The 12,742-nt window shown below is 72.0% G+C and carries 15 protein-coding genes; 6 read left to right on the top strand and 9 right to left on the bottom strand.

The window, feature by feature from the left end; translation table 11 throughout:
- Positions 1 to 59 precede the first annotated feature (59 nt).
- The 3 genes from ACFVVO_RS03270 to ACFVVO_RS03260 are packed head-to-tail and all read left to right on the top strand — an operon-like array spanning position 60 to position 3,121.
- Entirely contained in the window at positions 60 to 1,349 is a 1,290-nt protein-coding gene (locus tag ACFVVO_RS03270) for a magnesium transporter MgtE N-terminal domain-containing protein (RefSeq protein ID WP_390051254.1), read from the top strand.
- A complete protein-coding gene (locus tag ACFVVO_RS03265) occupies positions 1,339 to 1,944 on the top strand; it encodes a DUF1003 domain-containing protein (protein ID WP_390051253.1) in 606 nt (201 codons plus the stop codon). Before ACFVVO_RS03270 ends, ACFVVO_RS03265 begins: the two co-directional genes overlap by 11 nt.
- A gap of 43 nt (positions 1,945 to 1,987) precedes the next feature.
- Complete coding sequence (locus ACFVVO_RS03260) at positions 1,988 to 3,121, top strand: Mrp/NBP35 family ATP-binding protein (RefSeq protein WP_390051252.1); 1,134 nt, start codon at positions 1,988 to 1,990, stop codon at positions 3,119 to 3,121.
- 124 nt (positions 3,122 to 3,245) lie between these two features.
- Here the strand turns inward: ACFVVO_RS03260 and ACFVVO_RS03255 are convergent, their stop codons facing one another.
- The 4 genes from ACFVVO_RS03255 to sigE form a co-directional block, all read right to left on the bottom strand.
- Complete coding sequence (locus tag ACFVVO_RS03255; RefSeq protein WP_390051251.1) at positions 3,246 to 3,917, bottom strand: hypothetical protein; 672 nt, start codon at positions 3,915 to 3,917, stop codon at positions 3,246 to 3,248.
- A 208-nt stretch (positions 3,918 to 4,125) separates the two neighbouring features.
- Entirely contained in the window at positions 4,126 to 4,557 is a 432-nt protein-coding gene (locus ACFVVO_RS03250; RefSeq protein ID WP_390051250.1) for a sec-independent translocase, read from the bottom strand.
- 82 nt (positions 4,558 to 4,639) lie between these two features.
- Positions 4,640 to 5,605: a zf-HC2 domain-containing protein gene (locus tag ACFVVO_RS03245; protein WP_390051249.1), complete on the bottom strand. Its 966-nt coding sequence runs from the start codon at positions 5,603 to 5,605 to the stop codon at positions 4,640 to 4,642.
- Positions 5,602 to 6,306 carry an RNA polymerase sigma factor SigE gene (sigE, locus tag ACFVVO_RS03240; RefSeq protein WP_390051248.1) on the bottom strand — a complete coding sequence of 235 codons (705 nt, stop codon included), beginning with the start codon at positions 6,304 to 6,306 and terminating at the stop codon, positions 5,602 to 5,604. The genes ACFVVO_RS03245 and sigE overlap by 4 nt, the downstream gene beginning before the upstream one ends.
- Before the next feature lie 225 nt (positions 6,307 to 6,531).
- On the opposite strand from sigE, the gene ACFVVO_RS03235 reads away from it, so the two are divergent.
- Complete coding sequence (locus tag ACFVVO_RS03235) at positions 6,532 to 7,230, top strand: O-methyltransferase (RefSeq protein WP_390051577.1); 699 nt, start codon at positions 6,532 to 6,534, stop codon at positions 7,228 to 7,230.
- An 87-nt stretch (positions 7,231 to 7,317) separates the two neighbouring features.
- On the opposite strand, the gene ACFVVO_RS03230 is transcribed toward ACFVVO_RS03235, so the two are convergent.
- A complete protein-coding gene (locus tag ACFVVO_RS03230) occupies positions 7,318 to 7,485 on the bottom strand; it encodes a DUF3117 domain-containing protein (protein WP_018544333.1) in 168 nt (55 codons plus the stop codon).
- A gap of 377 nt (positions 7,486 to 7,862) precedes the next feature.
- Between ACFVVO_RS03230 and ACFVVO_RS03225 the strand changes: the two genes are divergently transcribed.
- Positions 7,863 to 8,666: an enoyl-CoA hydratase/isomerase family protein gene (locus ACFVVO_RS03225; protein WP_390051247.1), complete on the top strand. Its 804-nt coding sequence runs from the start codon at positions 7,863 to 7,865 to the stop codon at positions 8,664 to 8,666.
- Positions 8,667 to 8,733: 67 nt separating this feature from the next.
- On the opposite strand, the gene ACFVVO_RS03220 is transcribed toward ACFVVO_RS03225, so the two are convergent.
- Positions 8,734 to 9,327 (bottom strand): DNA-3-methyladenine glycosylase I, encoded by a 594-nt coding sequence (locus ACFVVO_RS03220; protein ID WP_390051246.1) that lies wholly within the window; start codon positions 9,325 to 9,327, stop codon positions 8,734 to 8,736.
- Positions 9,324 to 9,674: a DivIVA domain-containing protein gene (locus ACFVVO_RS03215; RefSeq protein WP_390051245.1), complete on the bottom strand. Its 351-nt coding sequence runs from the start codon at positions 9,672 to 9,674 to the stop codon at positions 9,324 to 9,326. The genes ACFVVO_RS03220 and ACFVVO_RS03215 overlap by 4 nt, the downstream gene beginning before the upstream one ends.
- A 137-nt stretch (positions 9,675 to 9,811) precedes the next feature.
- On the opposite strand from ACFVVO_RS03215, the gene folP reads away from it, so the two are divergent.
- Entirely contained in the window at positions 9,812 to 10,672 is an 861-nt protein-coding gene (gene folP, locus ACFVVO_RS03210) for a dihydropteroate synthase (RefSeq protein ID WP_390051244.1), read from the top strand.
- A gap of 116 nt (positions 10,673 to 10,788) precedes the next feature.
- Here folP and ACFVVO_RS03205 read toward each other — a convergent pair whose 3' ends face one another.
- Positions 10,789 to 11,547, bottom strand: a complete 759-nt coding sequence (locus ACFVVO_RS03205; RefSeq protein ID WP_390051243.1) for a TIGR00730 family Rossman fold protein — start codon at positions 11,545 to 11,547, stop codon at positions 10,789 to 10,791.
- Between the two features lie 97 nt (positions 11,548 to 11,644).
- Entirely contained in the window at positions 11,645 to 12,724 is a 1,080-nt protein-coding gene (gene dapE, locus ACFVVO_RS03200; protein WP_390051242.1) for a succinyl-diaminopimelate desuccinylase, read from the bottom strand.
- Positions 12,725 to 12,742 lie beyond the last annotated feature (18 nt).

The following is a 12,742-nucleotide window of genomic DNA, read 5'->3' as shown; positions in this document are numbered from 1 at the left end:
CGCACGCGAGCGGGCAGAGAACAGCAATCCCACGCAAGGCGAGCAAAGGAAGCACAGCCATGGCAGCCGGCGCCCCCCGGATCTTCGTCTCGCACCTCTCCGGGGTCCCCGTCTTCGATCCGACCGGCGACCAGGTCGGTCGCGTCCGCGACCTGGTGGTCATGCTGCGCGTCGGGCGACGGCCCCCGCGCGTCCTCGGGCTGGTCGTCGAGCTGTCCACCCGGCGCCGGATCTTCCTGCCCATGACCCGGGTGACCGGCATCGAGTCCGGCCAGGTCATCACCACCGGCGTGCTCAACGTGCGCCGCTTCGAACAGCGGCCCACCGAGCGGCTGGTCTTCGGCGAGCTGCTGGACCGTCGGGTGCACATGGTGGAGAGCGACGAGGAGGTCACCGTCCTCGACCTGTCCGTGCAGCAGCTTCCCGCCCGCCGGGACTGGGAGATCGACCGTGTCTTCGTCCGCAGGGGGAAGAAGGGCGGTGCCTTCCGCCGGGCCAAGGGCGAGACCCTGACCGTCGAGTGGTCGGCCGTCACCGGCTTCTCCCTGGAGGAGCACGGACAGGGCGCCGAGAGCCTGCTCGCCACGTTCGAGCAACTGCGCCCCGCGGACCTGGCCAACGTGCTGCACCACCTGTCCGCCAAGCGCCGCGCCGAGGTCGCCGCGGCCCTGGACGACGACCGTCTGGCCGACGTCCTCGAGGAGCTGCCGGAGGACGACCAGATCGAGATCCTCGGCAAGCTGGCCGAGGAGCGCGCGGCGGACGTCCTGGAGGCCATGGACCCGGACGACGCGGCCGACCTGCTGGCCGAGCTGCCGGAGGCGGACAAGGAACGGCTGCTGAGCCTGATGAAACCCGCCGACGCGGCCGACATGCGGCGCCTGATGTCGTACGAGGAGCACACCGCGGGCGGTCTGATGACCACCGAGCCGATCGTGCTGCGCCCGGACGCCACCGTCGCCGACGCGCTCGCCCGGGTCCGCAACCAGGACCTCTCCCCCGCGCTCGCCGCCCAGGTCTACGTCTGCCGCCCGCCCGACGAGACCCCGACCGGCAAGTACCTGGGCACCGTCCACTTCCAGCGGCTGCTGCGCGATCCTCCGTACACCCTGGTCAGCTCGCTGCTCGACGACGACCTGCAGCCCCTGGAGCCCGACGCCGCCCTGCCGGTCGTCGCCGGGTTCTTCGCCGCGTACGACATGGTGGCCGCTCCCGTGGTGGACGAGTCCGGCTCGCTCCTCGGCGCGGTGACCGTGGACGACGTCCTCGACCACATGCTGCCCGACGACTGGCGGGAGACGGAGTTCCACCTGGACGAGGGAGAGGAGGCGGCCACTCATGGTTCCTGAGCGCGACACCGCGACCCGCGAGCGCAACCCGGTGGGCGCCACGGCCGCCACCCGGCCCCGCGCCCCGCGTCTGGACCAGCCGCGCCCGCCGAGGCGCCGGATCCTGCCCGAGTGGGACCCGGAGGCGTTCGGCCGGCTGTCGGAGCGGATCGCCCGCTTCCTCGGCACGGGACGCTTCATCGTCTGGATGACGATCGTCATCATCCTGTGGGTGCTGTGGAACATCGCCGCGCCCGCGGGGCTGCGCTTCGACCAGTACCCGTTCATCTTCCTGACCCTGATGCTGTCCCTGCAGGCCTCCTACGCGGCCCCGCTGATCCTGCTGGCGCAGAACAGGCAGGACGACCGCGACCGGGTCAACCTCGAGCAGGACCGCAAGCAGAACGAGCGTTCCATCGCCGACACCGAGTACCTGACCAGGGAGGTCGCCGCGCTGCGCACCGGCCTCGGCGAGGTGGCCACCCGCGACTGGATCCGCTCGGAGCTGCAGGACGTGATGAAGGAACTGGAGGAACGGCGGCGCCACGACGGGCATGTCCTATTCCCGGCAGAGCGGGCGGAACGGTCGCCCGGACGTGACGCAGACGACCGCTGAGGGGCTACCCGCAGGCCCCTCGGGGCGCCGTACCATCGTCTCTATGGCTACGGAAGACGCGGTGCGCGAGGCACTGGCGACGGTGAACGACCCCGAGATCAACCGACCCATCACCGAGCTGGGGATGGTCAAATCGGTGGAGATCGGGGAGGACGGCGCGGTTGCGGTCACCGTGTACCTGACGGTCTCCGGCTGCCCGATGCGCGAGACGATCACCCAGCGGGTGACCGAGGCGGTCTCCCGGCTCGAGGGCGTCACCCGCGTCGACGTGTCGCTGGACGTGATGAGCGACGAGCAGCGCAAGGAGCTGGCGAACGCCCTGCGCGGCGGCCAGGCCGAGCGTGAGGTCCCGTTCGCCAAGCCGGGCAGCCTCACCCGGGTCTACGCGGTCGCCTCCGGCAAGGGCGGCGTCGGCAAGTCCTCGGTGACGGTGAACCTGGCCGCGGCGATGGCGGCCGACGGTATGAAGGTCGGTGTCGTGGACGCCGACATCTACGGCCACAGCGTGCCGCGCATGCTGGGCGCCGACGGCCGTCCGACCCAGGTCGAGAACATGATCATGCCGCCGTCCGCGAACGGCGTGAAGGTCATCTCCATCGGCATGTTCACCCCGGGCAACGCGCCGGTCGTCTGGCGTGGCCCGATGCTGCACCGCGCGCTGCAGCAGTTCCTCGCGGACGTGTACTGGGGCGACCTGGACGTCCTGCTGCTGGACCTGCCGCCCGGCACCGGTGACATCGCGATCTCGGTCGCGCAGCTTGTCCCGAACGCCGAGATCCTTATCGTGACGACGCCTCAGCAGGCGGCGGCCGAGGTCGCCGAACGGGCCGGCTCCATCGCCGTGCAGACCCACCAGAAGATCGTCGGCGTGGTGGAGAACATGTCCGGCCTGCCCTGCCCGCACTGCGGCGAGATGGTCGACGTCTTCGGCACGGGCGGTGGCCAGATGGTCGCGGACGGCCTCACCCGCACCACGGGCGCGACGGTCCCGGTGCTCGGCAGCATCCCGATCGACGTCCGGCTGCGCGAGGGCGGCGACGAGGGCAAGCCGGTGGTCCTGACCGACCCGGCCTCCCCGGCGGGTTCGGCCCTGCGGGCGATCGCGGGGAAGCTGGGCGGCCGTCAGCGTGGCCTGTCGGGCCTGTCGCTGGGGCTGACCCCCAGGAACAAGTTCTGAGGGCTCTCGCGGCCGCACGGCCCGGGACGAAGGGGCGCCGGGAGGTACTGGCGCCCCTTTCTCATGTGCATGGGGGTCCGTCAGGCGTACGCGGCGATTCCTCGTACGTACGCCGCCGGGGTCCTCAGGCGTACGCGGCGACGTCCTTGACGATCGCGAAGCCGAGTCCGTACGCGCTCATCCCCCGCCCGTAGGCGCCGACGTGCACGCCGGACCCGGTGGAGCCGGCCAGCACCCAGCCGAACTCGGACTCCCGGTAGTAGAAGGGCATGGGCACCCCGTCCACCGGCAGCGAGAGTTTCGACCACTCCGGTCCCTCGAGATCGTCGGCCAAGGCCCACGCGGTCTCGGTCTGCTGGTCCAGCCAGTCGTCGCGCAGGCTGTGGTCCATCTGGCCGGGCCAGGTGAAGGACAGCAGTCCCACGCCCGCCAGCCAGGCCGCCGAGGAGACCGACGTCGCCTCCAGCAGTCCCGTGCCGTCGGCGCTCCTGCGGGACGGGTTCGCGGCCACGGTGACGACGACCGCGAACTTCTCCCTCGGCTCGTCCGTGGCCGCGGCCATGTGCTCGTTGCGCACGGACGGCTCGTCACCGTGCCCGATCGACCCGTGCTCGACGGCGCCGTCGGCCGCCGTACCGACCTGCATCAGCCAACGCGGCCCCGTGAAGGCCTCGTCGAGGCCGTACCAGGGGAAGGGCGCCCGCAGGTACCCGTCGATGGTGCGCGGGGCGGAGGGGGCCCGTTGCCCGCTCTCCGCGGCCGGCGTCTGCGCGCCCACCCGACTTGTCGTCTCCATCTGCCCGGACGCCTCCTCGTTCTCGTCGGACCGGGAGGCCCGCCCCCCTTCGGGCGTACTCGTCCGGTCCGCACAACAACTCGGCAGCATATCCACACCGGTGAGGGCAGCAGGGAAACCACCCGGCGCGCGGGTCGCGCGGAGGGCCCGCCGGGGGCCTGTGCGACGCGAGCGGGCTGTGAGGTGCGTCACTCGAGCCCGGTTCGGATCAGGTGGCGTCCGCGTCGAACGGCGGGGGGCCGTCCTTGCCGGGATCCCCGGGCTTCTTGGTCATGTCGATGCGCCCGCCCGACGAGGAGGAGGACGAGGCCTGGTTGTCGCGGTGGTGGACCGCGTCCGTGACCTCGGCCATCTCCTTCTTCAGGTCGAAGCCGTTGCGGATCTCCTTCAGCCCCAGGTCCTCGTTGTCCAGCTGCTTGCGCATGAAGGTCTTGGGGTTGAGGTCCTCGAACTCGAAGTCCTTGAACTCCGGGCCGAGCTCGGTGCGGATGTCCTGCTTGGCGCTCTCCGAGAACTCGCGGATCTTCCGGATCGTCCGCGTCACGTCCTGGATGACCTTGGGGAGCTTGTCCGGACCGAAGACGAGCACGGCGAGAACAATGATGGTCACCAGCTCGAGTGGTCCTATGTCATTGAACACCTGACGCTCCTTGCGATCCTAGGTCGCTCAACGGTACCCGGCTCACCTGTCGGACGGGTACCGCCCGGTGGTGAGACTTGCGTCAGTTCCGTCCGGACGGGTACGGAGGGGCGGCCGAGGGGGTGTTGGAGGCCGAGGGCGTGTCGGGAACGGGGGCGGACAGCGTGTCCGGTCCGTTCAGCCGGGGCGGGGCGGGCCAGGAGGTCAGGGGCAGCGGCGTGATGTCGTCCAGCGGGCGTATCAGCGGGGAGACGGCGGCCGCGCCGGCCATCACCGGCGTCGTCAGGTCGCGCATAACGTCCTGGACCTGCCCGGCGAGGGGCGGTTGGGCGCCGGGCAGCAGCGGGGCCGACAGGGAGGTCGGCGCCGCCGGGCTCGGGCCGAGCAGGCTGCTGCCCTGGGCGAGCAGCGGTCCCACCGCACGGCGGCGCTGCCCGTCCGGCGTCGCCGCACCCGTGACCGTGCCCGCGGCCGCGCCGGCCGAGCGGGCCGGGACCACGTTGCCGGTGCCGGAGCCGCCGCGGGCGTCCGCGGCCAGGTCGCCGGGGATGGCGGTGGTGACGCCGCCGAGGGCGACCGCGGCCAGCGACACCGCCCCGGCGGCGGCGGCCGCGAACCGCAGTCCGCGCGAGGCGGAGCGGTCGGCGTCCGGGCGGCCGACGGGATGGATGCGGAAACCGCGCTCGTAGCCGAACTCGAAACGCTCCTCGCGCCTCACGCCGAAGACCCCGGTGTCGGAACCTCGCCCGAGGAAGCCTCCCCCGGGCGCCGGCGTGCCGCCGCCGTCGAGGTCACCTCCCCCGGGAAGGCCCTGGAGACGGGCCAGGAAGCTCTCGGAGGGGGGCGGCGGGGCCGCCTCGGCGAACACGTTCTTCAGCCGGCGCTGGGCGTCCGCCTCCGCCTTGCACCGGGCGCAGGTGGCCAGGTGGGCGAGGACGCGCTCGCGCGACTCATGACCCAGCTCCCCGTCCACCAGGGCGGACAGCCGGTCTCCCAGGTGCTGCTCGGCGAGGTGCGACTGAGCGGGTTTCGGACGGGATCCGTTCACGCGGTCGCGCCCCCTCCCCCCAGAGCGGGGACACGGGCCACGAAGGAGCGCCGCTCGGCCCTGCGGGCCTCGGGCGACCGGTGGGCGAGGGCCTTGCGCAGCTGGGATCGGCCACGGTGGATGCGGGAACGGACCGTGCCGAGCTTCACGCCGAGGGTCGCGGCGATCTCCTCGTACGACAGCCCCTCGATGTCGCAGAGCACGACGGCGGCGCGGAACTCGGGCGCGAGGGTGTCCAGCGCCTGCTGCACGTCGGCGTCGAAGTGCGCGTCGTTGAAGACCTGCTGCGGGGTCGGCTCCTTGCTGGGCAGGCGCTCGGCCGCGTCATCGCCGAGGGCGTCGAAGCGGATGCGCTGCTTGCGCCGGACCATGTCCAGGAACAGGTTGGTGGTGATGCGGTGCAGCCAGCCCTCGAAGGTGCCCGGCGAGTACGTCGACAGGGAACGGAAGACACGGACGAAGACCTCCTGGGTGAGGTCCTCCGCGTCGTGCTGGTTGCCCGTGAGGCGGTAGGCCAGGCGGTAGACCCGGCCGCTGTGCGTGCTGACGATCTCCTCCCAGGTGGGCGGAGTCCACGCCTGCCCGTCCGCGTCGGTGGAGAAGGTCGCGGTCGGGGCGTCGCCGGCGGTCCGGCTGTGGTCAGCAGCAGTGTCGGTCACGGATTTCGGCTTCCCCACCGACCCGAGAAGACGCCTCAGCATCCCTCTCCGGTCAACAGGCGCAGCCGCACCTCCCCTGTCAGCTCTGGTGGTGTCCAGTGGAGCCCCTACCATAGCCACCTCGCCCGTTAGGACCGGATAAGCGGTTTTACGAGAAATTGATCTGGGCTGATACGGCTGCGTCAGCATGTGCTCGGCGTCCCGATCCACCGCTCGCCCCCCATCGCGTCCGGGCCCTTCGTCTCAACCCTGTAAACGCGCGGTCCCATCTGCGGGTTCCCGACGCCAACGGATACAGTCACGCCCAGGCACCCACGGGGACAGGAGAGCGTCATTACCGGCAACCGGCAGACGAGCTGGGCGTTCGCCGACGCCTATGTCGCCGAGGACGAAGCGCTGCACTGGGCCCGTGACCGGGCCCGCGAGGCAGGGCTGCGCTCGGTGTCGCCCGGCACGGGTGCCGCGCTCCGCCTGCTCGCCGCCTCCGTGGACGCGAAGGCGGTCGCGGAGATCGGCACCGGCTGCGGGGTGTCCGGAATCCATCTGCTGCACGGCATGCGCCCGGACGGGGTGCTCACCACGGTCGACCCGGAGCCGGAGCACCAGCAGTTCGCCCGGCAGGCCTTCCGGGCCTGCGGCTTCGCCAGCAACCGGGCCCGGTTCATCCCGGGCCGCGCGCTGGACGTGCTGCCCCGTCTCGCGGACGCCGGCTACGACCTCGTCTTCTGCGACGGGGACCGGCAGGAGTACTCGGACTACCTAGGTGAATCGTTGCGCCTGCTGCGGCCGGGCGGCCTGGTGGTCTTCGAGGGCGTCTTCGCCAACGGCCGTACGGTCGACTCGGGACCGCAGCCCTCGGAGGTGCTGCGGCTGCGAGAGCTGCTGCGCACGGTGCGGGAGAGCCAGGAGCTGGTGACGTCGCTGCTGCCGGTGGGCGACGGACTGCTGTGCGCCGTCAAGCGGTGACCCGGGCACCCGGAGGGCCCGGACACACGTCCGCCCCGGCACCGCTTACGATGCCGGGGCGGACGGAAGGACAGGATCGCCGTCTCGTCAGACGACGACCTTCTTGAGGGCGTCGCCGAGCGCCTCGGCCTCGTCAGGGGTCAGCTCGACGACGAGTCGACCGCCGCCTTCGAGCGGAACGCGCATGACGATGCCCCGCCCCTCCTTGGTCACCTCGAGCGGGCCATCACCCGTCCGCGGCTTCATGGCCGCCATGCTCGTTCCCCTTCCTGAAACCAGGCTCATCGTCTGCCGAAGCCCCAACGAAGGGCACCCCGCGGTCCTAGTACCGGACACGCGACACCGGCATCGAACACATTGCTTCCAGGCCATTATCCCGCATCGCAGGACCCGATGACCAACATCAGTCGGCATCGCTTGCGCAACGCGCGCGAGCAAAACCACTCAATTCGGCGATGTGGCTGCGATACTGCGCCACCACCCGGAGGCCCCGCGAGCGGCCTCGCTCCGTTTTCGTTTGACGCAGGTCACACGTCCGGTCCGGCCCCCGGGCGGCGATCTCCGCCATGCTGTCCTTCGGACCGTGGCGTACCGAGCGGTACGTCACCATTTCTGACCGGAGGGGATGCCCCATGGCCGACACCGTTCTCTACGAGGTGACCGACGGACTCGCGACGATCACGCTGAACCGCCCGGAGGCGATGAACGCGCTGAACGTCGCGACCAAGGTCGCCCTCCGGGAGGCGGCGGAATCCGCGGCCGGGGACAGCGCCGTACGGGCGATCCTGCTGACCGCGGCCGGGGACCGGGCGTTCTGCGTGGGCCAGGACCTCAAGGAGCACATCGGGCTGCTGATGTCGGACCGCGAGACCGGGTCCGGGCAGACGATGACCACGGTCAGGGAGCACTACAACCCGATCGTGCGGGCGCTGGCCGGAGCGGCGAAGCCGGTGGTCGCGGCGGTGAACGGGGTCGCCGCCGGGGCCGGGTTCGGCTTCGCGCTGGCCGCCGACTACCGGGTGGTGGCCGACACGGCGGCCTTCAACACCTCGTTCGCGGGCGTCGCGCTGACCGCCGACTCCGGCATCTCCTGGACGCTGCCCCGGGTGGTCGGCCCGGGTCGCGCCGCCGACCTGCTGCTCTTCCCGCGCAACATCAGCGCGCAGGACGCCCTGGAGCTGGGCATCGCCAACCGGCTCGTGCCCGCCGCCGAGCTGCGGGCCGAGGCCGAGAAGGTGGCCCGGGCCCTGGCCGAGGGCCCGACGGTGGCGTACTCGGCGCTCAAGGAAGCGGTGGCCTACGGCCTGACGCACTCCCTCGCCGAGACCCTGGAGAAGGAGGACGAGCTGCAGACCCGCGCCGGCAGCTCCGAGGACCACGCGATCGCGGTGCAGGCCTTCGTGAACAAGGAGAAGCCGAAGTACCTGGGCCGCTGAGCCGCTGGGTCCGTCGTCGAATTCCCGTCTGCCTCGCGGGCGGATCACGGGAACTCGACGACAGGCCCTAGACCGCCGGAGCGGTGCGGCTCACGCACCCCTCCAGGTGGTCGTCGACCAGCCCGCAGGCCTGCATCAGCGCGTACGCCGTCGTGGGGCCGACGAACTTCAGGCCCCGCTTCTTCAGCGCCTTGGACAGGGCCGTGGACTCGGGAGTGACGGCGGCGACGTCGGCCAGGGTCCGCGGCACCGGGCGGCCCGCAGGGTCGGGGGCGTGCGACCAGATCAGCTCGTCCAGCTCGCCCTCGGCCCAGCCGGCGAGCACACGCGCGTTGGCGAGGGTCGCGTCGACCTTGGCGCGGTTGCGGATGATGCCCGGGTCGGCCAGCAGCCGCTCGCGGTCCTCGTCCGTGAACGCGGCGACCTTCTCGATGTGGAAGCCCGCGAACGCGGCGCGGAAGCCCGGGCGGCGGCGCAGGATCGTGATCCAGGACAGGCCCGACTGGAAGGCCTCCAGGCTGACCCGCTCGAAGAGGGCGTCGTCGCCGTGGACCGGTCGGCCCCACTCCTCGTCGTGGTACGAGACGTAGTCCTCGGCGGACAGGGCCCACGGGCAACGCGCCCTGCCGTCGGGACCGGCGAGGGCGGCTCCGGCGCTCATCGCTGGTCCTCCCGGCCCGGCTTGTCCAGCCGGGCGTGCGCGGCGGCGCGGGCGCCGGCCAGCGCGGACTCCAGGTCGGCGATACGGGCGTCCCGCTCGGCGAGTTCGGCGGCGAGCCGGCCGAGGGCGTCGTCCACGTCGGACATGCGGTAGCCGCGCGGCGCGAGCGGGAAGCGCAGGTTCTCCACGTCCTGGCCGCCCACCGGGCGGTCCGGGGGCAGGGGGTCGCGCAGCCGCTCCGGGGCGGCCTCCGGCAACGGGCCGCGCTCACCGCCGCTCACCACGGCGAGGGTCACCGCGGCCACCACGACGGCCAGGGCGACGACCAGGAACAAGAACATAACCATCGCCAGGGGTCCCCACGCTCGGTACCGGACGCTGTGCCGGAAGACGAAACTGTCAGGCTCCGATCGTGCCATGCGAGTCGGACGGTTAGGGTCGCAGGCGGCTGTACCGAGGGACGTACTAGGAGAGGTCACAGCGGATGCTCAGGCTGGGCAAGCGGGAATTCGGGTCGCACGAGCCCGTGATCATGGCGATCGTGAACCGGACCCCGGACTCCTTCTACGACCAGGGAGCCACCTTCCACGACGAGGCGGCCCTCGCGCGCGTGGAGCGGGCGGTGGCCGAGGGCGCCGCGATCGTCGACATCGGCGGGGTGAAGGCGGGGCCCGGCGAGGAGGTCACGGCGGAGGAGGAGGCACGGCGGACGGTGGGGTTCGTCGCCGAGGTACGCCGCCGCTTCCCGGATGTGATCATCAGCGTGGACACCTGGCGGGCCGAGGTCGGCGAGGCGGTGTGCGAGGCGGGCGCGGATCTGCTGAACGACGCGTGGGGCGGCGTCGATCCCGCCCTCGCGGAGGTCGCCGCGCGTCACGGGGCGGGGCTGGTGTGCACGCACGCGGGCGGGGCCGAGCCCCGGACCCGCCCGCACCGGGTGACCTACGACGACGTCGTCGCCGACATCCTGGAGGTGACCGTGGGGCTGGCGGAGCGCGCCGTCGCCCTGGGGGTGCCCCGGGAGTCGGTGCTGATCGATCCCGGGCACGACTTCGGCAAGAACACGCGGCACAGCCTGGAGGCGACGCGGCGGCTGGACGAGATGGTCGCCACCGGGTGGCCCGTGCTGGTGTCCCTGTCCAACAAGGACTTCGTGGGCGAGACGCTGGACCGGCCGGTGAAGGAACGGCTGATCGGCACGCTGGCGACGACCGCGGTGTCGGCGTGGCTCGGGGCACAGGTGTACCGCGTGCACGAGGTCGCCGAGACCCGTCAGGTGCTGGACATGGTCGCGTCCATCGCGGGCCATCGCCCACCGGCGGTGGCCCGCCGCGGCCTGGCCTGACCACCCGGACCGGAATGCCGCCGCCGGCCCCCGCTTCTCGCCTCCCGGCCGACCGGGACGGGTGGGCGGGCGGGTGAGAAAAAGGGGGCCGGGGCGCGGCCCCGGGCCCCGAGCGTCTAGCGCCCCGCCTCCTTGGACACCAGTGCCACCGCTTCCTCCACGTCGTCGGTCACGTGGAACAGCAGCAGGTCCTTCTCCGTCGCCTTCCCCTGGGCCACCAGCGTGTTCTGCAGCCAGGACACCAGACCGCCCCAGTACTCGGTGCCGAACAGGACGATCGGGAAGCGGGTCACCTTCTGGGTCTGGACCAGGGTGAGGGCCTCGAAGAGCTCGTCCAGGGTGCCGAGGCCGCCCGGCAGCACCACGAACCCCTGCGCGTACTTGACGAACATCATCTTGCGGACGAAGAAGTAGCGGAAGTTCAGGCCGATGTCGACGTAGGGGTTCAGCCCCTGCTCGAAGGGCAGCTCGATGCCGAGCCCGACCGAGGTGCCGCCGGCCTCGCACGCGCCCTTGTTGGCCGCCTCCATGGCGCCCGGGCCACCGCCGGTGATCACGGCCCAGCCGGCCTCGACCAGCCCGCGTCCGAGCCGCACGCCCGCGTCGTACTCCGCGGAGTCCGCCGGGGTCCGCGCGGAGCCGAACACGCTGATCGCGGGCGGGAGCTCGGCCAGGGTGCCGAAGCCCTCGATGAACTCCGACTGGATCCGCAGGACCCGCCAGGGGTCGGTGTGGACCCAGTCCGTGGGGGCGCGCTCGTCCAGCAGCCGCTGGTCGGTCGTGCTGGCCGTCACCTGTCCCCGCCGCCGGAGCACCGGTCCGAGCCGCTGCTCGTCCGGCGGCTGCTTCTTCCCCAGGGGGTTGCCGGTCGCCATGTGCGCTCCCTCCACTTGCGGGTAGTACGGCCTCAGCCTAGATCCACGCGGGTTTCGGACGGGGGACGTGAGCATGTCCGGCGCCCGGCGGCCCCCGCTATGCGGTGAGCCAGGACCGCAGCCGCTCCTCGCCCGCGAGGATCTTCGCCACTTCTACCCGCTCGTCCCGCTTGTGTGCCAGGTGCGGGTTGCCGGGGCCGTAGTTGACGGCGGGCACGCCGAGCGCGGAGAAGCGGGAGACGTCCGTCCAGCCGTACTTCGGCTGCGGGGTGCCGCCCACCGCCTCGATGAAGGCCGCCGCGGCCGGGTGGGAGAGGCCGGGCAGCGCGCCGGGGCTGTGGTCGTCGATCACGAACTCCTCCACCCCGCAGTCCGCGAACACCTCACGGACGTGCGCGATCGCCTCCTCCTCGGTGCGGTCGGGGGCGTAGCGGAAGTTGACCGTCACCACGCACTCGTCGGGGATGACGTTGCCCGCCACTCCCCCGGAGATCCCCACGGCGTTCAGGCCCTCGCGGTACTCCAGGCCGTCGATGACCGGCCACCGGGGCTCGTAGGAGGCGAGCCGGGCCAGGATCGGGGCGGCCGCGTGGATGGCGTTGGAGCCCATCCAGCCGCGCGCCGAGTGCGCCCGCTCGCCCCGGGTCTTCAGCAGCACCCGCAGCGTGCCCTGGCAGCCGCCCTCGACCTGGGCGTCGGAGGGTTCCAGCAGGACCGCGAAGTCACCGCGCAGCCAGTCCGGGTGGGCTTCGGCGACGTGCCGGAGGCCGTTGAGCTCGGCGGCGACCTCCTCGTTGTCGTAGAAGACGAAGGTCAGGTCGCGGTTGGGGGCGGGGACCGTCGCCGCGATGCGGAGCTGCACCGCCACGCCCGACTTCATGTCGCAGGTGCCGCAGCCCCACAGCACGCCGTCCTCGTCCAGCCGGGACGGCACGTTGCCGGCGATCGGGACGGTGTCGATGTGGCCGGCCAGCACGACCCGCTCCGCGCGGCCCAGGTCGGTGCGGGCGATCACGTTGTTGCCGTGGCGGTCGACCCTCAGGTGCGGCAGGGCGCGCAGGGCGGTCTCGATCACGTCCGCGAGGGGCTTCTCGGTGCCGCTCTCGGAGGAGAAGTCCACGAGCCGGGCGGTGAGCTCGGCGGCGTCCAGCGTGAGGTCAAGCGAGGTGTCGGCCATGGTTCCGACCCTAGGCCA

This window comes from Streptomyces sp. NPDC058145 (genome assembly GCF_042884245.1).
Lineage (GTDB): Bacteria > Actinomycetota > Actinomycetes > Streptomycetales > Streptomycetaceae > Streptomyces.
Note: the sequence above shows the minus strand (reverse complement) of the source record. Positions and strands in the feature narration are given on the sequence as shown.

Bases quoted from the DNA above. Each gene is read 5' to 3' on its own strand.
- ACFVVO_RS03270 (WP_390051254.1), top strand. From the start codon at position 60: ATGGCAGCCGGCGCCCCCCGGATCTTCGTCTCGCACCTCTCCGGGGTC.
- ACFVVO_RS03265 (WP_390051253.1), top strand. From the start codon at position 1,339: ATGGTTCCTGAGCGCGACACCGCGACCCGCGAGCGCAACCCGGTGGGC.
- ACFVVO_RS03260 (WP_390051252.1), top strand. From the start codon at position 1,988: ATGGCTACGGAAGACGCGGTGCGCGAGGCACTGGCGACGGTGAACGAC.
- ACFVVO_RS03255 (WP_390051251.1), bottom strand. From the start codon at position 3,917: ATGGAGACGACAAGTCGGGTGGGCGCGCAGACGCCGGCCGCGGAGAGC.
- sigE (WP_390051248.1), bottom strand. From the start codon at position 6,306: ATGCTGAGGCGTCTTCTCGGGTCGGTGGGGAAGCCGAAATCCGTGACC.
- ACFVVO_RS03230 (WP_018544333.1), bottom strand. From the start codon at position 7,485: ATGGCGGCCATGAAGCCGCGGACGGGTGATGGCCCGCTCGAGGTGACC.
- ACFVVO_RS03225 (WP_390051247.1), top strand. From the start codon at position 7,863: ATGGCCGACACCGTTCTCTACGAGGTGACCGACGGACTCGCGACGATC.
- ACFVVO_RS03220 (WP_390051246.1), bottom strand. From the start codon at position 9,327: ATGAGCGCCGGAGCCGCCCTCGCCGGTCCCGACGGCAGGGCGCGTTGC.
- ACFVVO_RS03215 (WP_390051245.1), bottom strand. From the start codon at position 9,674: ATGGTTATGTTCTTGTTCCTGGTCGTCGCCCTGGCCGTCGTGGTGGCC.
- folP (WP_390051244.1), top strand. From the start codon at position 9,812: ATGCTCAGGCTGGGCAAGCGGGAATTCGGGTCGCACGAGCCCGTGATC.
- ACFVVO_RS03205 (WP_390051243.1), bottom strand. From the start codon at position 11,547: ATGGCGACCGGCAACCCCCTGGGGAAGAAGCAGCCGCCGGACGAGCAG.
- dapE (WP_390051242.1), bottom strand. From the start codon at position 12,724: ATGGCCGACACCTCGCTTGACCTCACGCTGGACGCCGCCGAGCTCACC.